General features: G+C 65.2%; 18 protein-coding genes. 6 read left to right on the top strand and 12 right to left on the bottom strand.

All coding sequences use genetic code 11. The features are described from left to right. Positions 1 to 180 precede the first annotated feature (180 nt). Positions 181 to 2292 carry a putative bifunctional diguanylate cyclase/phosphodiesterase gene (locus ACWCIA_RS17280; RefSeq protein WP_454165196.1) on the top strand — a complete coding sequence of 704 codons (2112 nt, stop codon included), beginning with the start codon at positions 181 to 183 and terminating at the stop codon, positions 2290 to 2292. A gap of 81 nt (positions 2293 to 2373) precedes the next feature. Here ACWCIA_RS17280 and ACWCIA_RS17275 read toward each other — a convergent pair whose 3' ends face one another. Together ACWCIA_RS17275 and ACWCIA_RS17270 are read right to left on the bottom strand one after the other, a co-directional pair. Beyond that, positions 2374 to 3054 carry an OmpW/AlkL family protein gene (locus ACWCIA_RS17275; protein ID WP_454165194.1) on the bottom strand — a complete coding sequence of 227 codons (681 nt, stop codon included), beginning with the start codon at positions 3052 to 3054 and terminating at the stop codon, positions 2374 to 2376. A 77-nt stretch (positions 3055 to 3131) separates the two neighbouring features. Then, complete coding sequence (locus ACWCIA_RS17270; RefSeq protein ID WP_454165193.1) at positions 3132 to 4469, bottom strand: SGNH/GDSL hydrolase family protein; 1338 nt, start codon at positions 4467 to 4469, stop codon at positions 3132 to 3134. A gap of 347 nt (positions 4470 to 4816) precedes the next feature. Here ACWCIA_RS17270 and ACWCIA_RS17265 point away from each other — a divergent pair, with 347 nt between their 5' ends. Beyond that, positions 4817 to 5365: an REP-associated tyrosine transposase gene (locus tag ACWCIA_RS17265; RefSeq protein ID WP_454165192.1), complete on the top strand. Its 549-nt coding sequence runs from the start codon at positions 4817 to 4819 to the stop codon at positions 5363 to 5365. Positions 5366 to 5452: 87 nt separating this feature from the next. Here the strand turns inward: ACWCIA_RS17265 and ACWCIA_RS17260 are convergent, their stop codons facing one another. From ACWCIA_RS17260 to ACWCIA_RS17220, 9 genes are all read right to left on the bottom strand, one after another. Then, positions 5453 to 6487, bottom strand: a complete 1035-nt coding sequence (locus ACWCIA_RS17260; RefSeq protein WP_454165190.1) for an L-threonylcarbamoyladenylate synthase — start codon at positions 6485 to 6487, stop codon at positions 5453 to 5455. Then, the gene (locus tag ACWCIA_RS17255; RefSeq protein WP_454165188.1) at positions 6484 to 7674 is read right to left on the bottom strand and encodes a 5-(carboxyamino)imidazole ribonucleotide synthase; all 1191 of its coding nucleotides are present in this window, start codon (positions 7672 to 7674) and stop codon (positions 6484 to 6486) included. Before ACWCIA_RS17255 ends, ACWCIA_RS17260 begins: the two co-directional genes overlap by 4 nt. Positions 7675 to 7692: 18 nt before the next feature. Beyond that, positions 7693 to 8202: a 5-(carboxyamino)imidazole ribonucleotide mutase gene (purE, locus tag ACWCIA_RS17250; protein ID WP_454165187.1), complete on the bottom strand. Its 510-nt coding sequence runs from the start codon at positions 8200 to 8202 to the stop codon at positions 7693 to 7695. A gap of 3 nt (positions 8203 to 8205) precedes the next feature. Then, positions 8206 to 9102, bottom strand: coding sequence for a phosphoribosylaminoimidazolesuccinocarboxamide synthase (locus ACWCIA_RS17245; RefSeq protein WP_454165186.1), 897 nt, complete (start codon positions 9100 to 9102; stop codon positions 8206 to 8208). Positions 9103 to 9227: 125 nt separating this feature from the next. After that, positions 9228 to 10292 carry a class II fructose-bisphosphate aldolase gene (fba, locus tag ACWCIA_RS17240; protein ID WP_454165185.1) on the bottom strand — a complete coding sequence of 355 codons (1065 nt, stop codon included), beginning with the start codon at positions 10290 to 10292 and terminating at the stop codon, positions 9228 to 9230. 60 nt (positions 10293 to 10352) lie between these two features. Continuing rightward, positions 10353 to 11807 carry a pyruvate kinase gene (gene pyk / locus ACWCIA_RS17235; protein ID WP_454165265.1) on the bottom strand — a complete coding sequence of 485 codons (1455 nt, stop codon included), beginning with the start codon at positions 11805 to 11807 and terminating at the stop codon, positions 10353 to 10355. 77 nt (positions 11808 to 11884) lie between these two features. Beyond that, positions 11885 to 13090: a phosphoglycerate kinase gene (locus ACWCIA_RS17230; RefSeq protein WP_454165184.1), complete on the bottom strand. Its 1206-nt coding sequence runs from the start codon at positions 13088 to 13090 to the stop codon at positions 11885 to 11887. 50 nt (positions 13091 to 13140) lie between these two features. Continuing rightward, a complete protein-coding gene (locus ACWCIA_RS17225) occupies positions 13141 to 13476 on the bottom strand; it encodes an AzlD domain-containing protein (protein ID WP_454165183.1) in 336 nt (111 codons plus the stop codon). Beyond that, on the bottom strand, positions 13469 to 14218 hold the full coding sequence (locus ACWCIA_RS17220) for an AzlC family ABC transporter permease (protein ID WP_454165182.1): 750 nt from the start codon (positions 14216 to 14218) through the stop codon (positions 13469 to 13471). The genes ACWCIA_RS17225 and ACWCIA_RS17220 overlap by 8 nt, the downstream gene beginning before the upstream one ends. Before the next feature lie 285 nt (positions 14219 to 14503). Between ACWCIA_RS17220 and ACWCIA_RS17215 the strand changes: the two genes are divergently transcribed. Genes ACWCIA_RS17215 through ACWCIA_RS17205 form a run of 3 tightly spaced genes read left to right on the top strand, consistent with a single transcriptional unit; the run spans position 14504 to position 16327 of the window. Continuing rightward, the gene (locus ACWCIA_RS17215) at positions 14504 to 14698 is read left to right on the top strand and encodes a zinc-finger domain-containing protein (protein WP_454165181.1); all 195 of its coding nucleotides are present in this window, start codon (positions 14504 to 14506) and stop codon (positions 14696 to 14698) included. A 29-nt stretch (positions 14699 to 14727) separates the two neighbouring features. Beyond that, complete coding sequence (locus ACWCIA_RS17210; protein ID WP_454165180.1) at positions 14728 to 15735, top strand: YheT family hydrolase; 1008 nt, start codon at positions 14728 to 14730, stop codon at positions 15733 to 15735. Next, the gene (locus ACWCIA_RS17205) at positions 15728 to 16327 is read left to right on the top strand and encodes a DUF2946 family protein (protein WP_454165179.1); all 600 of its coding nucleotides are present in this window, start codon (positions 15728 to 15730) and stop codon (positions 16325 to 16327) included. Before ACWCIA_RS17210 ends, ACWCIA_RS17205 begins: the two co-directional genes overlap by 8 nt. 43 nt (positions 16328 to 16370) lie before the next feature. On the opposite strand, the gene ACWCIA_RS17200 is transcribed toward ACWCIA_RS17205, so the two are convergent. After that, entirely contained in the window at positions 16371 to 17954 is a 1584-nt protein-coding gene (locus ACWCIA_RS17200; protein ID WP_454165178.1) for a beta-barrel assembly-enhancing protease, read from the bottom strand. Positions 17955 to 18040: 86 nt separating this feature from the next. Here ACWCIA_RS17200 and moaC point away from each other — a divergent pair, with 86 nt between their 5' ends. Continuing rightward, a complete protein-coding gene (gene moaC, locus ACWCIA_RS17195) occupies positions 18041 to 18550 on the top strand; it encodes a cyclic pyranopterin monophosphate synthase MoaC (protein ID WP_454165177.1) in 510 nt (169 codons plus the stop codon). The last annotated feature ends 15 nt before the right edge of the window (positions 18551 to 18565 follow it).

The following is an 18565-nucleotide window of genomic DNA, read 5'->3' as shown; positions in this document are numbered from 1 at the left end:
GGGATACGGGCGCCCACCCGCCGCGGCAGCGGCCGGTGGGCGTTTCTTCTTAAACGTATACTTCTGACAACGAATCAAATAAAATTGTATTTACATAACGGATCGGCATAAATTTCGATATACCATCTGTTTTAGATCACGTTCTCTGCTGATGTTCCACCCACCTCAAACGCGCGGAACATGCACTCATCTCACCACCAGGTATCGACGAATCTGCGGTCTAGCGACGCCTCCGCGTTGTCGCTGGACCTATTGCTGAGCAACCTGCCCGGTGTCGTGTATCGCTGCCTGAACGACACCAACTGGACCATGGAATTCCTCAGCGCCGGCGTGGAGAGGCTGACCGGCTACCCGGTCTCGGCCTTTACCGGCGCGGACGCGATGTCGTTTGCAAGCCTGATCCACCCCGACGACCGTGCGCACGTGTCCGCCGACACGAATGCCGCCATCCGCGAACGCCGCCCTTTCCAGCTCAGTTACCGCATCACCACAGCCACCGGCAAATTGCGCTGGACCTGGGAGCAAGGCTCGGCCGTGTACGACGAGCACGGCAATGTGATCGCGCTCGAAGGCTTCATTGCCGACATCACCGTGCTGCGCCACGCCGACCAGCTGGCGCAGGAACAGGCATCCCTGCTGGAGAAGGCGCGCGACGCCATCTTCGTGATCGACATGGCTTCGCGCATCACTTACTGGAACAAGGGCGCCGAGCGGCTCTACGGCTGGGAAGCACACGAGGCCATCGGGCAGCGCATGCAGGACCTGCTGTGCGACGACCATGCGGCCTACGGCGAGGCCTACCTGCACGCCGTCCACGAAGGCGAATGGTCGGGAGAGCTGCTGCAGCACCGGCGCGACGGCAGCATGATCCAGGCCGACACGAGATGGACCGTGGTGCCGGCCAATCCGGCTGCGGGCGTGCCGCAAAAGATCCTCGTGATCAGCACCGACATCAGCGAACGCAAGCACAACGAGGCGCGCATCCACCGGCTCGCCTATTTCGACGCGCTGACCGAGCTGCCGAACCGCGCCAGCCTGCTCGACCACCTGCGCCGCGCCCTGCTCGTCAGCGCGCGTTCGCACAAGTACGGGGCGCTGATGTTCCTCGACCTCGACAACTTCAAGACGCTCAACGACACCCACGGCCACGCGGCCGGCGACATGCTGCTGCAGGCGGTCGCCCGCCGGCTCGAGCACAGCGTGCGCGAAACCGACCTGGTGGCGCGCCTCGGCGGCGACGAGTTCGTGATCCTGGTCCAGCCCGAGGAAGACACCCTGGATGCCGCCGCCCACCAGGCCGAAACCGTGGCGGCCAAGGTAGTGGCCGCGATGCGCGCGCCCTTCCAGCTGGCCGACTTCGCCTATTCGGTCTCGACCAGCGTCGGCGTGACCATGATCAGCGGCGCGGCCGACACGGTGGAGTCGGCACTGAAACAGGCCGACACTGCGATGTACCAGGCCAAGGCCGCGGGCCGGAATACTTTCCGCTTCTTCGATCCGGACATGCAGGCCAAGTGGAATGCGCGCTCGGAACTCGAGAGCGGCCTGCGGCGCGCGCTGCGCAACCGCGAGTTCATCCTGAACTACCAGCCCCAGCTCGACGGCGACAGCCGCGTGATCGGCGCCGAGGCGCTCTTGCGCTGGCGCCTGCCGAACGGCGACGTCCTCTACCCGACCGAGTTCATCAAGGCTGCCGAGGAAACCAACCTGATCGTCGATATCGGGCGCTGGGTGCTGGGCGCGGCCTGCCGCGAGCTGGCCAAGTGGCAGCGCAACCCGGCGACCAAGCACCTGTCGCTGTCGGTCAACGTCAGCGCGCGCCAGTTCATGGAACCCGATTTCGTCGCCATGACCCAGGAAATCCTGGCCGCCACCGGCGTCGATCCGCACGGCCTGAAATTCGAGCTGACCGAAACCCTGGTGGTGACCGACTTCGCCCACACGGTCGAGACCATGGAGACCTTGCGCCGCCTGGGCATCACCTTCTCGCTCGACGATTTCGGCACCGGCTACTCGTCGCTGGCCTACCTGCGCAAGCTGCCGCTGGACCAGCTCAAGATCGATTACTCCTTCATGCGCGACGTCCTCACCGACCGCAACGACGCCTCGATCGTGCGCTCGATCATCGCCCTCGGCGGCAGCCTCGGGCTGCAGGTGATCGCCGAAGGGGTCGAGACGCAAGGCCAGCGCGAATGGCTGTCGCAGGCCGGCTGCTTCGTCTACCAGGGCTACCTCTACGAACGCGCCCTCAGCGGTGAGCATTTCGCGGCTTACGCGTCCTGCGTTCATTGAAGGCATAAAAAAACCGGCAAGCCTCGCGGCCTGCCGGTCGTATCGTCACCGCCGTGCAGCGGTGTCGTCTCTGTTAAACGCTTAGAACTTGCGGCCGACGGCCAGCACCACGGCCACCGGGTCCAGCTTCATGTGCTGGGTCTGGCCGGTCGAGAAGTGCACGTCGGTGCGCAGTTTGCTCTTGTTGACCGTGACGTCGGCGAACCATTTTTCGCTGAAGTTCACCGCCAGGCCGACCTGGGCGGTGTAGGTGAACTTGTTGTCGATCTCGAAGGTCACCGGCGCGCCGCCCGGGTTCAGCAGCGCGGTCATCTTGCCCGAACCGCGTTCCTTCATGAAGTAGGCATAGGTCGCGCCGATACCCACGAACGGACGGAAGGTCGAGGTCGGCTTGAAGAAGCGGTACTGCGCGAACAGCGTCGGCGGCAGTGCCTGCACCGTGCCCAGTTCGCCCGTGCCTTCGATCGAGCCTGCGCCCTTGATGACGTGCTTGTACGGGGTGCCCAGTGCGGCTTCGAGCGAGATGTTGTCGGTCAGGCCGTAGGCGAAGATCAGCACCGGCTGGATGTCGCTCTCGACGTCCGCCTTGGTGTTCGGCAGGGCCGGCGCCGAGATGTCGCCGCTCTCGACCTTCGGGGTCAGCTCGTTGAAGCCGATTTTTGCGGTCCACTGGCCGGCCGACTGGGCCGATGCGCCCGCGGCGCAGGCCAGCGCGCTTGCCGCGACCAGCATGTTCACGACGCTATTGAAACGAACTTGCATTATTTCTCCTGGTTCTGATGTGAGGTGCCGGAGCCCACCTGCCTGCAGGTGGGCTCGAAGACGGGCCTGGTATTGTTTTACAGCCAGCCCTTGATGGCCATGTCCTTGAAGACATAGCGGGCAACCAGCCAGTTGACGTACGGCGTCGGGTGGACACCGTCGGCGAACATGTAGTGGCTCACGTCCGCAGCCGACAGCGTCTTGCTGGTGCAGGTCAGCGAGGACTCGCTGGTGCAGGCTGGCAGGGCCGTGTTGGTCAGGCCATAGATGGCAGGATTGGTCACCTGGTCGCGGCTGACCGAGAACAGGTCGACGTAGAGGATGCGCGCGTCTTCGCCCAGGCCGGTCTTCAGCTGGGAGTTGAAGGTGTCGACCATGGTCTTGATCAGGCCCTGGATTTCCGGGGTCTGCGACTTGCCCGAGGGGGTGCTGGCGACGTCCGGCAGGTTGTTGACGACCACGTAGTTCGCGCCCTTGGCGACCAGCTGGGTCTTGACGATGCCGGCCAGTTCCGCGCCGGCCTTGCCCATGGCGGCGACCATGATCGGGCCCTGCTGGGCGGCGTAGTCGGCACCGGCCTTGGCGCCGGCCGCTTGTGCGTCGGTACCGGCCTTGGCGGCGGCGGCCTGGGCTGCCGTCGGCGAAGCGCCCAGGTTGATGGCGGCCATCACGGCAGCGCCGGCGATGGCGGTCTGGTTGCCGCCGGCCAGGGCCGCATTCTGCACGGCCAGGCCGATGGTCTGCTGGGCGGTCGGCAGGTTGGCCGGCGCCACCAGCGGCACCAGGCCGCCGATCAGCAGGGTCGGGAAGGCGGTCTGGCCTGCCTTGGTGCCGGCCGCGGTGGCGTTGGCGCTCAGTTCACCCAGCTGCACGAGGACGTCGTTGCCGCCGGCCATGATCGTGACCAGTTCGGTGCCGCTGAACTTGCCGCCGGTCTTGGCCAGGTGGTTCTGGACCTGGGTAACGACCGGCAGGGTCATCTCGACCGGGTAGCCGGCGCCGACCGGGTTGGTCACGCGGGAGCCGCCCTGCGCGTAGTTGAAGCAGTTCGCGTGGTTGACGATCGGGACATTCATGTCCAGCGCCGGGTTGGCGTTGTCGGCGCCCTGCAGGCCGGTCTGGGCGGCGCATGGCGCCGGCAGTTTCAGTTCGCTTGCCAGGACTTCGGTCCAGTTCAGGCCGGTGTAGGCGGCATTCGCCGAGGTGTTGTTGCCGTTGATGGTGAACTTGCCGCCGCCGGCGGCGGCGATGGCGCCGACCGCATAGGTACCGACGTCCGACAGGCTGTCGCCGAAGCTCACTTGCTGGCTGAATTTGACGGCATGGGTTTGATCGCCGCCGCTGCTGCTGGTGCCGCCGCAAGCGGTAAGCGCGGCCGCGGTCAACAGCGCGAGCGCGAATTTCGTTTGACGCATTGTGTCTCCTGAGATGGGTATTTTTCTATGAAACGAACGCCCGTGCTATTCGATTCCAGAACTAATATGCCAGTGTTCTTTCCGCTTGTATATCGATTAATTGTTGTTCGTCAAACACAAACAACAAGCTATGCGGTAAGGCTGGCGAGCCCGGGGATTATATCAAGCATTGCTCTGCGGGAATGCTTCTAAAGCTGGGCTGTGGCGTAGGGTGGACGGGTTTCCCGTCCACGCGTTCAACCGGCCGATGCTCTGCCACGAACTTTAGATCGGTATGGTATTTGACCTCCCTCAGCTGTGACTTCCAGTCGAATCGTGCAGTCTCGCGGGAACACTATGATCCCTACATGTCACGCTTTCGCCGCCCGATCACTGGTTCCACATTTTTCTTCACGCTGGTCGCATGGCGTCGTCGCCCCATGTTGTGCGATGACGTCATCCGAAACGCACTGCGTGACGCCATTCATGCCGTTCGTGCACGCCGCCCGTTCGCCATCGACGCTTGGGTACAGTTACCCGATCACTTCCACTGCATCTGGACGCTGCCTGCGGATGACTGCGATTTTTCGCAACGTTGGCGGGAGATCAAACACCACGTTTCTTACGTCTGTCGTGACCAATACAGCGACACGGCTCCGATGTCGTCCTGCATGAAACGCCGCGGTGAGTCATCGATTTGGCAACGGCGATTCTGGGAGCACACGATCAGGGACGAGCGTGATTTTGAAAGGCATGTCGATTACATCCACATCAATCCTGTGCGGCATGGGTATGTGCCCCATGCCTCGTTGTGGCCGTATTCGAGTTTCGGGAAGTATGTGCGGCAGGCAGATACCCCGCAGATTGGTGCGGTCCTGTGGATATGCCGGAGTTGCGGTGGGAGTAGGGTTAGCTAGCGCATTTGCAGATGAGCAGGCGGCGGTCGAACGCGTGGACCGAATACCAGTCCCCCGGACTGGTATTCCCCGTCCACCCTACGAACATCATATTTGCGGGTTCTGGTTCAGCAACCCATGCACGATCCCCGTCGAGCCGTGCGCCGCGCGGCGCAGGCGGTCGTTGACGCCGAGCCAGGCGCCGTCCTGTGGCGGGGCCTCGACCAGGATCAGGTCGGCACCCTTGCCGTCCATGGCGCGCAGCGCCGCGTACAGGGCGTGGGCAAAGCCCTCTGGCGTGGCGGGCAGGCGTTCGGCCACGTCCGTCGTCCACAGGTCGGAATAATGGATCAGGGCGACCTTGCGCCCGGCTTCCGCCATCTGCTCCAGGGTACGGACCAGGGTGGTCGTGTCCTGCATGGCCACCGGCGTATGCGGCGCGTAGTGCGATTCGAGCGTGCCCGAGGCGCGCGGGGCCGCGGCGTCGGGGGCGGCGGGCAGGCGGTCGATCACGGCGGCGATCGCTTCCGCGCTGACGTGGCCCGGACGCAGCAGCACCGGGCCATGCGTGGCCAGGCGCGACAGGTCGACGATGGTCGATTCGATGCCGACCTGCGAAGCGCCGCCGTCGAGCACCAGCGCGACGCTGCCGTCGGCGCCGAATTCGTCACGCACGTGTTGGGCCGTGGTCGGGCTGACGTGGCCGAACTTGTTGGCCGAAGGCGCCGCCACCCCGCCCTGCCCGCCCTTGAAGGCGCGCAGCAGCGCAATGGCCACCGGGTGCGCGGGGCAGCGCAGGCCGACCGTGTCCTGGCCGCCGCTCACCGCACTCGGAATGTTCGGCGCGCGCTTGAGAATCATCGTCAGCGGGCCCGGCCAGAAGGCGCCGGCCAGCGCATGGGCTTCCGGAGGAATCTCGCAGGCCCAGTGGGCGATGTCGGCTTCCGGCGCCAGGTGGACGATCACCGGGTGGTCTTGCGGCCGGCCCTTGGCGGCGTAGATCGCGGCGACGGCGGCCGGGTTCTCGGCATCGGCGCCGAGGCCGTACACGGTCTCGGTCGGGAAGGCGACCAGCGCGCCTGCCTCGAGCGCGCGTGCACCCGCTGCGATGGCAGCGGTGTCAATCTGCTCAACCGGATTCACGGCGCGATTCCCAGGATGGCGCAGGCGGCGCGCAATTGCTCTTGCGCCTGGGCCAGGGTCGGCGCCACGAAGGTGACGTGGCCCATCTTGCGGCCACGGCGCGGATCGTCCTTGCCGTACAGGTGGACGAACGCGCCCGGCAGCGCCAGCACCTGGTCCCAGGCCGGCTCGCGGACCGTGTCGCCGTCGAACCAGGCATCGCCCAGGATGTTGAGCATCACGCTAGGGGAATGCTGACGGCAATCGCCCAGCGGCAATCTCGCCATCGCCCGCACCTGCTGCGCGAACTGGCTCGTGACGCAGGCGTCGATCGTGTAGTGGCCGCTGTTGTGCGGACGCGGCGCCATTTCGTTGACGACCAGGCTGCCGTCTTCGAGCACGAAGAACTCGATGCACAGCACGCCCACGTAGCCGAGCTGGGCGACGATCGCGCGTGCCGCATCCTGGGCCCGCTGCGCGCATTCAGGGGAGACGTTCGGGCCCGGCACGGTGGTGGTGAACAGGATGCCGTCGCGGTGCACGTTCTCGGCGATCGGATACACCACCGAGGCGCCGTCATGCCCGCGTGCGGTCAGCACCGAGACCTCGTAGGCCAGCGGCAGCATCTTTTCGAGCAGGCATGTCACGCCGTTCATCGCCTCGAAGGCGGCGCGCACATCCTCGCGCGTCTTCACGCGCACCTGCCCCTTGCCGTCGTAACCCATGCGCACGGTTTTCAGGATGCCCGGCAGCAGCTCGTCGCCGATGGCCTCGATGTCGTCCTGTGATGCGATGACCTTGTGCGGCGCCGGCATCACGCCGGACTGCGGCGCGCAGTCGACGAAGAAACGCTTTTCGAGCACGCGGTCCTGGGCGATCGCCACGCAAGCGCCGTTCGGCGCCACGAAACTGCCCTGCGCCAGCAAGTTCATGCTGTCGGCCGGCACGTTCTCGAATTCGGTGGTCACGGCCGCGCACAGGGCGGACAGCTCGCCGAGCGCGGCCTGGTCGGTGTAGCCGGCGTTGATCAGGCGTTCGGCCACCTGGCCCGCCGGGCAATCGGCGCCCGGTTCGAGCACGGCGACCTTGTAGCCCATGGCCTGGGCGGCCTGGGCGAACATGCGGCCGAGCTGGCCGCCGCCCATCACGCCGAGCCAGGTCGGCGGGTTGGCAGTGGGAAGAAAAGCGGTATGGCTTTCGTTACTCATAGATTGCTTGCTGCGCTTTCAGACAGGCAGGATCATCGCCCGGGCGGCGGCGGTCTGGTCCAGGCGGAACTGCTCGAGCCGCGCGGCCAGGGCATCGTCGTTGGCGGCGAGCATCGCCACCGCGGTCAGCGCGGCATTCGCGGCGCCCGCTTCGCCGATGGCGAAGGTCGACACCGGCACGCCCTTCGGCATCTGCACGATCGACAGCAGCGAATCCTCGCCGCGCAGGTATTTCGACGGCACCGGCACGCCCAGCACCGGCACGATGGTTTTCGCCGCGATCATGCCCGGCAGGTGGGCAGCGCCCCCGGCGCCGGCGATGATGGCGCGCAGGCCGCGCGAGCGTGCGTTTTCGGCATAGGTGAACATTTCGTCCGGCATGCGGTGCGCCGAGATCACCTGCGCCTCGAAGGGCACGCCGAACTGCTCGAGCACGACACAGGCGTGCTGCATCACGTCCCAGTCGGACGAGGAACCCATTACCACGCCTACCAGCGGCGCACTGGCCGCATTTACTTGCTCGGTCATCTCTTATACCTTCAGCTTTTCGCCCGTCAGGCGTTCGATGGCTTCGAAGTACTTGGCCTGGGTCTTGGCGATCACGTCCTGCGGCAGGCTTGGGGCGGGCGCGGTCTTGTTCCAATCAAGCAGCGTTTCCAGGTAATCGCGCACGAACTGCTTGTCGAAGGACGGCGGCGACATGCCCGGTGCATACGAGTCCGCAGGCCAGAAGCGCGAGGAGTCGGCGGTCAGCACTTCGTCCATCAGGTGCAGCACGCCATCGTCGTCCAGGCCGAATTCGAACTTGGTGTCGGCGATGATGATGCCGCGGGTAGCCGCGTATTCGGCGGCTGCCGTGTACAGGGCGATCGAGATGTCGCGCATCTTGCCCGCCAGTTCGGCGCCGATGCGGCTTTCCATGTCGGCGAACGAGATGTTCTCGTCGTGCTCGCCGATGTCGGCTTTCGCCGCCGGCGTGAAAATCGGCTGCGGCAGCTTGTCGGCCTGGCGCAGGCCCGCTGGCAGGTCGATGCCGCAGATGCTGCCGCTTTGCTGATAGTCCTTCCAGCCGGAACCGATGATGTAGCCGCGCACGACCGCCTCGACCAGGATCGGCTTGAGGCGCTTGGCGACGACCGCGCGGCCGCGCACCTGCTCGACCTCATTTGGGGCGACAACGCTCTCCGGCGCCACGCCGGTCAGGTGATTCGGCACGATGTGGCCGAGCTTCTCGAACCAGAAGTCGCTCATCTGGTTCAGGACCATGCCCTTGCCCGGGATCGGCTCGTTCATGACGACGTCGAAGGCCGACAGGCGGTCGGTGGTGACGATCAGGATCTTGTCGTCGCCGACGGCGTAGTTGTCGCGCACTTTGCCGCGGCCGAGCAGTGGCAGGGACTGGATCGTGGATTGGTAGAGGCTGTTCATAGATGGGATATCAGGGTGATGAACTCGGCGGAACAAGTCCGCCTTCAGCGAAACTCGGCGGCTGCGTGAAACGGGCCGCCAAAAGAAAACCGGGCTGCCGCAGCAGCCCGTTCGACAACGTTATTTTACTTCACGACTTGCGCAAGCTCGCCGGCCTTGTAACGCTCGGCCATTTTTTCCAGCGGGATCGGCTTGATCTTCGATGCCTGGCCTTCGCAGCCGAAGGAGAGGTAACGCGCCTTGCAGATCTCGGTCGCCGCTTCGCGCGCAGGCTTGAGGTAGTCGCGCGGGTCGAACTTCGACGGGTTCTGGAACATGTACTTGCGGATCGCGGCCGTCATCGCCAGGCGGATGTCGGTGTCGATGTTGATCTTGCGGACACCGTGCTTGATGCCTTCCTGGATCTCTTCGACCGGCACGCCGTAGGTTTCCTTCATGTCGCCGCCGAACTCGCGGATGATCGCCAGCAGGTCCTGCGGCACCGACGAGGAACCATGCATGACCAGGTGGGTGTTCGGGATACGCGCGTGGATTTCCTTGATGCGGTCGATCGCCAGGATGTCGCCGGTCGGCTTGCGGGTGAATTTGTAGGCGCCGTGCGAGGTGCCGATGGCGATGGCCAGGGCGTCGCACTGGGTTTTGGCGACGAAGTCGGCGGCTTGCGCGACGTCGGTCAGCAGCTGCTCGCGCGTCATGGTGCCGTCGGCGCCGTGGCCGTCTTCCTTGTCGCCCTTCATCGTTTCGAGCGAACCGAGCACGCCCAGTTCGGCTTCGACGGTCACGCCGATCGAGTGCGCGAACTTCACGACTTCACGCGACACTTCGACGTTGTACTCATAGGAAGCAACCGACTTGCCGTCGGCTTCCAGCGAGCCGTCCATCATGACCGAGCTGAAGCCCGAACGGATCGCGGCCATGCAGACTGCCGGCGACTGGCCGTGGTCCTGGTGCATGACGACCGGGATGTGCGGGTAGGCTTCGACGGCGGCGTCGATCAGGTGGCGCAGGAAGGCTTCGCCAGCGTACTTGCGCGCGCCGGCCGAGGCCTGCATGATCACCGGGCTATTCGTGGCGTCGGCCGCGGCCATGATGGCCTGCACCTGTTCCAGGTTGTTGACGTTGAACGCCGGCAGGCCGTAGCCGTTTTCGGCAGCATGGTCCAGCAATTGACGCAGTGATACGAGTGCCATGGTAGTACTCCAATAAAAAAAATTCTTTGTCTCAGGACTTCGACAGCGCGAAGCCTCGTTTTAATCCTTGTAGGTCTCGCCGACGCGCACGATCTTGAGCGCGTTGGTACCGCCGGCCTCGCCCATCGGCGAGCCCCAGGTCACGACGATGGTGTCGCCATTACGCACCATGCCCTCCTTGATCAGCAGCTCTTCCGCCTTGCGCAGCACCGCGTGGCTGCCGCCTTCCTGGAGCAGGTGGAATGCTCGCACGTTGCGGTACAGGGAGGCCTTGCGCTGCGTCGTTTGTGACGGGGTCAGGGCGAAAATCGGCGTGTCGATGTTATGACGGCTCATCCACAGCGCCGTCGAGCCCGATTCGGTCAGGGCGACGATGGCCTTCACGGCCAGGTGGTGCGCGGTGAACAGCGTGCCGTAGGCGATCGACTGGTCGATGCGGGTGAACTCGACGTTCAGGAAGTCCGCGTCGAGCTTGTTGTATTCGGATTGTTCCGCTTCCAGGCAGATCGCGGCCATCATCTCGACGGTTTCGATCGGGTACTTGCCCGATGCCGTCTCGGCCGAGGTCATGACGGCGTCGGTGCCGTCCAGCACGGCGTTGGCCACGTCCGAGACTTCGGCGCGGGTCGGCACGGCGTTGACGATCATCGATTCCATCATCTGGGTCGCGGTAATGGCCAGCTTGTTCGATGCGCGCGCCATGCGGATCATGCGCTTTTGCAGCGCCGGCACGGCGGCATTGCCGACTTCGACGGCCAGGTCGCCGCGGGCGACCATGATGCCGTCGGAGGCGTCGAGGATTTCCTGCAGCACGGGAATCGCTTCGGCACGTTCGATCTTGGCGATCATCATCGGCTTGTGGCCATACGGCTCGCCGGCGATGTTCGCCAGCTGGCGCGCCATTTCCATGTCGGTCGCGCTTTTCGGGAACGAAATGGCGAGGTAGTCGGCCTGGAAGCTCATCGCGGTCTTGATGTCTTCCATGTCTTTCGCCGTCAGCGCCGGCGCGGTCAGGCCGCCGCCCTGGCGGTTGATGCCCTTGTTGTTCGACAGCTCGCCGCCGACTTTCACCGTGGTGCAGATCTCGTGGCCGGCGACCTTGTCGACGATGAGCACGATCAGGCCGTCGTTGAGCAGCAGCTTGTCGCCCGGCTTCACGTCGCGCGGCAAGGCCTTGTAGTCGAGGCCGACGCGTTCCTGGTTGCCCAGCTCGCCGTTTTCTCCCCACTTGGCGTCGAGGATGAACTTGTCGCCATTGTTCAGGAAGATCTTGCCGTCTTCAAACTTGCCGACGCGGATCTTCGGCCCCTGCATGTCGGCCATGATCGCCACTTCGGTGCCGCATTCGGCGGCGGCGCGGCGCACCAGCGTGGCGCGGTCGATGTGGTCCTGCGCTTTGCCGTGCGAAAAATTCAGGCGCACGACGTCGACGCCGGCGCGGATCATTTTCACGAGGATGTCGAAGTCGGTCGATGCAGGGCCGATGGTGGCGACGATCTTGGTGGCGTTGTACAGAGGGCGCATGTGCTGGAATCCTTGGTTCTGAAAAGAGAAGCGCAGCCCCGGGGCTGCGCTCGTATTTAGCTCTACCTTTACTGGGCCTTACGCTGCAGCAGGATCTCGACTGCCGGCAGGGTCTTCCCTTCGAGGAACTCGAGGAAGGCGCCGCCACCGGTCGAGATGTAGCCGATCCGGTCGCCGATGTTGTATTTCGCGATCGCGGCCAGGGTGTCGCCGCCGCCGGCGATCGAGAAGCCCTGCGAGGCGGCAATCGCCATCGCCAGGGTTTTCGTGCCTTCGGCAAACTGGTCGAACTCGAACACACCGACCGGGCCGTTCCAGACGATGGTGCCGGCTTTACTCACCTGCTCGGCCAGCATGGCGGCCGTCTTCGGGCCGATGTCGAGGATCATGTCGTCGTCGCTGACGTCCGCCACGTCCTTGACGGTGGCGGCGGCGGTCGGCGAGAACTCCTTCGCGCACACCACGTCGACAGGAATCGGCACCGAGGCGCCGCGCGCGCTCATCATGTCGATGATCTGCTTGGCTTCACCGACCAGGTCGTTCTCGACCAGCGACTTGCCGATGTTCAGGCCGACGGCCTTCATGAAGGTGTTGGCGATGCCGCCGCCGACGATCAGGTTGTCGACCTTGCCGGCCAGGCTTTGCAGGATAGAGAGCTTGCTCGAGACCTTCGAGCCGGCCACGATGGCCAGCAGCGGACGCGCCGGCTGGCCCAGGGCTTTACCCAGTGCGTCGAGTTCCGCGGCCAGCAGCGGGCCAGCGCAGACGACAGGAGCGAACTTGGCGATGCCGTGGGTGGTCGCTTCGGCGCGGTGGGCGGTGCCGAAGGCGTCGTTCACGTATACGTCGCAGAGCTTGGCCATCTTCTGGGCCAGTTCGTCGGCGTTCTTCTTTTCGCCCTTGTTGACGCGGCAGTTTTCCAGCAGCACGACCTGGCCAGGGGCGACGTCGACGCCATCCACCCAGTTCTGCTTCAGTTCCACCGGCTGTCCAAGCAGTTCCGAGAGGCGCGCGGCGACCGGCGCCAGCGTGTCTTCCGGTTTGAACTCACCCTCGGTCGGACGGCCCAGGTGCGAGGTCACCATGACGGCGGCGCCGGCTTTCACGGCAGCCTGGATGGCGGGAATCGAGGCGCGGATGCGCGTGTCTTCGGTGATGTTACCGTTGTCATCCTGCGGCACGTTCAGGTCGGCGCGGATGAAGACGCGCTTGTCTTTCAACGCGTCGCGATCGATCAGGTCTTGCAGGCGGGTGAAACTGAGAACGGCGTCCATGTCGGCTCAACAGTGAAATAGTGAAAAAACGCTATTCTACATTAGGCAAGCTAGGCAAAAACGTGTGCGATTCGCAACAGTGTGAAGACGAGCATGCCGAACACGATGGTTTGCAGCATGTTGCGGCGCCAAAGATAGAAGCCGATGGCCGCAATCCCCGCCAGCAGCTTCGGATTACCCAGTTCCAGGTGCACCTGGCCGCCCGTATCGAGCAGCAGGTCGGGCCCGATGATCGCCGCCAGCGCGCAGGCCGGCGCATAGCGCAGCATGTCCTGGATGCGCGGCGGAATCGTAACCCGGTGCCCCACCAGCCAGAAGCCGCTGCGGGTAACGAGGGTGGACAGCGCCAGCGCCACGATGGTGGCCCAGATTTCCCAGTCAGACATGACGCGCCTTTCGTTTTTCGAGGATGCCTTCAGCCGCCATCGCGGTCAGCATGCCGGCGAACACCGCCGCCAGCAGGCCCAGCTTATAAGGGAAGCCGTTGGCCAGCACGGCGATCGTGCCCGCGACCAGCACGCCGCACAGGGCCGCCTTGTTGGCGATCAGGGGGATCGTGATGCACAGGATGGCCAGCGTGCCGGCAAAGCCCAGGCCCCACTCGGGCGGCACCGCGCTGCCCAGGAAGATGCCGGTCAGCGAGCCCGCCTGCCATGCGGCCCAGTTCGGCAACACCAGCCCTTTTAGATAGGACAGCTTGCCCGCCACCGGCGCGGCGGTCGGGAAGCGCTGCAGGAAGATGGCCACCGTCATGTCGCCCGAAATATAGCCGTAGAGCAGGCGCTGGCGCCATGGCAGGTGCGAGAAATGGGGCGCCAGCAAGGCCGAGAAGATCACGAAGCGCAGGTTGACGACCAGGCCTGTGGCAAAGATGACCCAGACCGGCGCATGCGCCAGGATCAGCGGCAGCGAGGCCAGCTGGGCGGAACCTGCGAACACGAGCAGGGTCATACCGACAGCCTGGAAGGCCGTCAGCCCGGTCTTGACCATGGCGACCCCGACCACCAGGCCCCAGGCACCGATGCCGAACAGCGTCGGCAAGCCGGTACGCAGGCCCTCTTGCCAGAGTGCGGGATCGTGTTGCTCGGTCAGCGGGGTGCTTGCTTGTGCAGATTCAGGCGCGTTCATGTCGCCTTCCTGCAACGGAATGGACTGAGAACAGAAACAAGGGAGAGTAAAACGCGGGACATGGAATACGCAGTTTGTAGGGTGGGCACTCGTGCCCACGCGGTACGTGCGGGGCCGCCAGACCATTAGCGGCAACTTGTCGCTCGTAACGCGTCCGGCAGTCAGACGAAGAAACCTGACCGGCCCGGCTGTGATCAATCCGCCATTCTACCGATCATTCCGAACTGCCGCCTGAATCCGTTAAAATCCTGTCTTTGCCTAACTTAGCTCGACGGAGAAAATGCGATGAACGTAAAGACGATGCCTGTGGTGGAACTCGAAGCCAAGGATCTGCCGGCCCATTGCCCGAACCCGGCCATGCCGCTGTGGTCGTCGCACCCGCGCGTGTTCCTGGATTTCGACCATGAAGGCACCGCCAAGTGCCCCTACTGCGGTACCCACTACCGCCTGGCCCCAGGCGTGGCCTTCAAGCACCACTGATCCGCTAGCGGCAGACCCTGCCGCCTGATATGACCTACAGCGCGCCCAAGTGGCTGCCCGGCGGCCACCTGCAAACGATCTACCCCGCCACGCTCATCCATAAGCCGGCGGTCACCTACCGCCGCGAGCGCTGGGACGTGCACGATCCGCTGCTGGGCGACGATTTCGTCGATGTCGACTTCGTCGACGGCGAACCGGGCAAGCCCCTCGTCGTGCTCTTCCACGGCCTGGAAGGCTCGTCGAACAGCCATTACGCGCGCGCCCTCATGGCCGCGCTCGCGGCACGAGGCTGGTCCGGCGCGGTGCCGCATTTCCGCGGCTGCTCTGGCGAACCCAACCGCACGGCACGCTTCTACCACTCCGGCGACGCCGCCGAGATCGACTGGATCATGGCCCGCCTGCGCGAGCGCGCACCCGGCCCCCTCTACGCGGCCGGCGTCTCGCTCGGCGGCAACGCACTGCTGCGCTGGTTAGGTGAAACCGGCAGCGCCGCCGGTTCCGTCACCGCCGCGGCCGCCATCTCCGCGCCGCTCGACCTGGCGCGCGGCGGCGCAGCCCTGTCCTCGGGCCTGAACATGCTCTATACGCGCATGTTCCTGCAAACCCTGAAACCCAAGTGCCTGGCCAAGCTGGAACAGTTCCCCGGCCTCTTCGACCGCAGCGCCCTGCTTGCCGCGCGCGACCTCTACGCCTTCGACAACGTCGTCACCGCCCCGCTGCACGGCTACCGCGACACCGACGACTACTGGCACCGCGCCAGCGCCCGCCACGTCCTGCACGACATCACCGTGCCGACGCTGGTGCTGAACGCCCGCAACGATCCCTTCCTGCCGGGCCAGTACCTGCCGGCCAGTGCCTCGAAGGCCGTCACGTTGGAATACCCCCTGGAGGGCGGCCACGTCGGCTTCCCGAACGGCGCCTTTCCCGGCCGGCTCGACTGGCTGCCTGGCCGCATCCTCTCCTTCTTCGACGCGGCCGGCCCGGCGACGCGCGCGCCGAACGCCGTCGAACTGTGCGAAGCTGGCGCGCATGGATGACATCGTAAAACAGGCAATGGCCAAGTGGCCGAACGTGCCGCACTGCTACGGCTGGCTGGCGCTGGACGCGCGCGGCGGCTGGCGCATGCGCGACGAAGCGGCGCAGGCCGCCAACGCACCGGGCGACCGGCTGACGAATGAAGCGCTGGTCGGCTTCATCAACCGCAATTACCAGCACGACGAGGCCGGCCGCTGGTTTTTCCAGAACGGCCCGCAGCGCGTTTTCGTGAACCTCGAAAGCACGCCCTTCATCGCGCGCACCGACCCGAAACTAGGCCTGGTGCTGCAGACGGGCGCGGCGCTGGAGACGATCGAGCGGCTGTATCTGCTGGAGACCGGCGAAGCCGTCGTCCAGGCGGGCGAAGTCGTCGCCCAGGTCGACGACCGCGACGTGGCGCAACTGTTCGAATGGATGGAACTCGACGGCCAGCCAGCGGGCGACGAAGCGCTGCTGGCCTGGCTGAGCGGCAGCGATACGGGCACGCTGGCCCTGCGCTGGCGCGAAACCCTCGTCCCGGTCGAGCGCATCACCCGAGACGAGTTGCCCACGCGTTTCGGCTTCGTGCGCACGCCGGCGCCGACTTCCGCCTGAGTAGAGCTCGCCGGCGCATCCATGCAGGAGGCGCCAAGCGTGCTTACCGGCTTTTTTCTTCTTCTTTTTCTTCTTTCTGGCGCGCCTTGATCTCGCGTTCGCGCGCGTCGATCACGGACTGCTCATAAAAGGTCGCGTCGCCCGCCTTGCGCGCGAAATTGAGCTGGTCGACGGCGGCCGGCAGCGCGCCGGCCAGCACATAGGATTCGGCCAGCGCCATGTGCTGCAGCGCGATCTTGCCCTGACCCGAATAGGCTTTCGCGAGCATGTCGTAGAGTTTTGGATCCTCGCGGTAGAGCTGCACCTGCTCGCGCAGGTAGCGCGTGGCGTCGTCGAGCTTACCGGCAGCAATCATGGCGTTCGCATACTGGCGCGCCAGCGCGCGCGACAGCGGATATTGGTAGGTCGCATCCGCCGCATCCTTCAAGGCCTGTTGCGCGACTTCTTTCGGCTGCCCCGGCGCCAGCTTGATCTCGAGGTCGAGCACGGCGAACATGGCGCCGCCGTCGCTTTTCGGGGCGGCCGAAAACACGCCCGGTTTCGGCTGCATGGTGACGCGCGACTTGTCGAACCAGCTGCGTGCACCGGCCAGGTCGCCTTCCTTCAGCGCCAGGAAGGCCAGGCCGTACTGGGCCGCCGCCTGCTCCTGGCGGCGCTGCTCGGCCAGCTGCGTCTGGAAGGCCGTGCGCGTATCGCGGCGCGCCGTCGTGCCCATGTCCTGCAACACGCGGGCGCGCGCCTTGGCCAGGTGGAACTCCATCGAATCCGGCCGCTGCCGGTAGGGCGTTTCGCGGATGCGCGCCTGGATGTCGACGATGCGCTCGCTCGTCAGCGGGTGGCTGCTGAGGAAGGCGGGAATCTCGCCATACACTTTATTGGCGCTTTGCAGGCGCTTGAAAAAGGCGACCATGCCCGAGGTATCGTAACCGCCGGCACTCATGATCTGAAAACCCACACGGTCGGCCTCGCGCTCGGCGTCGCGGCTGAAATTGAGCTGGCGCTGCACGGCCAGGCCCTGCCCGCCCATCAGCACGCCCATCGCCGCATCCGGGCTGGCTTTCGCGGCCAGCGCCGCCAGGATCATCGCCGCCAGCGGCAACAAGACGTCCTGGCGCTGCTGGCCCAGCATGCGCGCGATGTGGCGCTGGGAGACGTGTCCGATCTCGTGCGACACCACCGAGGCGAGCTCGGATTCGGTCTGCGCCGCGAGCAGCAGCCCGGAATGGATGCCGATGAAGCCGCCCGGCAGCGCGAACGCGTTGATGGCGCCGTCGCGGACGGGGAAGAAGTGGAAGTCGGCATTCGTTTCGCCGCGCGCGCCGGGCACCGCATCGACCAGGGCGCCGCCGAAATTGTTCAGGTATTCGGAAATCGCATCGTCGTCGAGGTAGTCGCGTTCGCGCCGGATCTCGCGCATGATTTCCTCGCCCAGCTTGCGCTCGACGACGGGCGACAAGTCCTCGCGCGCGGTGTCGCCCAGCGTGGGCAGGCGCATCGAATTCGGGACGTTGTTCAACTGTTGGGCATGCGCCGCCACAGGGGCGAAGCCGGTCGCGGCCGACACGGCAAGGACGGCCAGCGAACGGCGCCAGCGGCTTGGGCAGCGCCGCAGCGGGGGATGGGTCATCGGTTTCACGATGCTATGATAACCCCATCCGCGCGCCCTTTGCCGCACCCTGAAACACTTTCTTACCCAAGCATACCGACACCGCCATGACTGACTCCAACCCGACCGCCGGCGCCCCGCTGACCCATTTCGACGCCACCGGCCAGGCCCACATGGTCGACGTCGGCGCCAAGCGCGAAACCCACCGCGTGGCGGTGGCGGCCGGCACCATCCGCATGAAGCCGGAGACGCTGGCGCTGATCCAGTCGGGCAACGCCAAAAAGGGCGACGTGCTCGGCATCGCCCGCATCGCCGCCATCATGGGCGCCAAGCGCACTAGCGACCTGATTCCGCTGTGCCATCCGCTCGCCATCACCCGGGTCGCTGTCGATTTCGAGGTGGACGAAGCCGCCAGCGCAGTTCATTGCCGCGCGCAGGTCGAGCTGCACGGCAAGACCGGCGTCGAGATGGAGGCGCTGACGGCCGTGCAGGTGGGGCTGCTGACGATTTATGACATGTGCAAGGCGGCGGATCGGGGGATGGTGATGACGAATGTGCGGGTGCTGGAAAAGCACGGGGGCAAGAGCGGGGATTGGACGGCGGACCTCGATAAATAATGCACCAGGATGGTG

This window comes from Massilia sp. SYSU DXS3249 (assembly GCF_053668055.1).
Note: the sequence above shows the minus strand (reverse complement) of the source record. Positions and strands in the feature narration are given on the sequence as shown.

Excerpts from the sequence above, each read along its gene's own strand:
- ACWCIA_RS17215 (WP_454165181.1), top strand. The coding sequence starts at position 14,504 with ATGAACGTAAAGACGATGCCTGTGGTGGAACTCGAAGCCAAGGATCTG.
- ACWCIA_RS17275 (WP_454165194.1), bottom strand. The coding sequence starts at position 3,054 with ATGCAAGTTCGTTTCAATAGCGTCGTGAACATGCTGGTCGCGGCAAGC.
- ACWCIA_RS17255 (WP_454165188.1), bottom strand. The coding sequence starts at position 7,674 with ATGAGTAACGAAAGCCATACCGCTTTTCTTCCCACTGCCAACCCGCCG.
- purE (WP_454165187.1), bottom strand. The coding sequence starts at position 8,202 with ATGACCGAGCAAGTAAATGCGGCCAGTGCGCCGCTGGTAGGCGTGGTA.
- moaC (WP_454165177.1), top strand. The coding sequence starts at position 18,041 with ATGACTGACTCCAACCCGACCGCCGGCGCCCCGCTGACCCATTTCGAC.
- ACWCIA_RS17265 (WP_454165192.1), top strand. The coding sequence starts at position 4,817 with ATGTCACGCTTTCGCCGCCCGATCACTGGTTCCACATTTTTCTTCACG.
- ACWCIA_RS17200 (WP_454165178.1), bottom strand. The coding sequence starts at position 17,954 with ATGACCCATCCCCCGCTGCGGCGCTGCCCAAGCCGCTGGCGCCGTTCG.
- ACWCIA_RS17280 (WP_454165196.1), top strand. The coding sequence starts at position 181 with ATGCACTCATCTCACCACCAGGTATCGACGAATCTGCGGTCTAGCGAC.
- ACWCIA_RS17225 (WP_454165183.1), bottom strand. The coding sequence starts at position 13,476 with ATGTCTGACTGGGAAATCTGGGCCACCATCGTGGCGCTGGCGCTGTCC.
- ACWCIA_RS17210 (WP_454165180.1), top strand. The coding sequence starts at position 14,728 with ATGACCTACAGCGCGCCCAAGTGGCTGCCCGGCGGCCACCTGCAAACG.
- ACWCIA_RS17270 (WP_454165193.1), bottom strand. The coding sequence starts at position 4,469 with ATGCGTCAAACGAAATTCGCGCTCGCGCTGTTGACCGCGGCCGCGCTT.
- ACWCIA_RS17220 (WP_454165182.1), bottom strand. The coding sequence starts at position 14,218 with ATGAACGCGCCTGAATCTGCACAAGCAAGCACCCCGCTGACCGAGCAA.
- fba (WP_454165185.1), bottom strand. The coding sequence starts at position 10,292 with ATGGCACTCGTATCACTGCGTCAATTGCTGGACCATGCTGCCGAAAAC.
- ACWCIA_RS17245 (WP_454165186.1), bottom strand. The coding sequence starts at position 9,102 with ATGAACAGCCTCTACCAATCCACGATCCAGTCCCTGCCACTGCTCGGC.
- ACWCIA_RS17230 (WP_454165184.1), bottom strand. The coding sequence starts at position 13,090 with ATGGACGCCGTTCTCAGTTTCACCCGCCTGCAAGACCTGATCGATCGC.
- ACWCIA_RS17205 (WP_454165179.1), top strand. The coding sequence starts at position 15,728 with ATGGATGACATCGTAAAACAGGCAATGGCCAAGTGGCCGAACGTGCCG.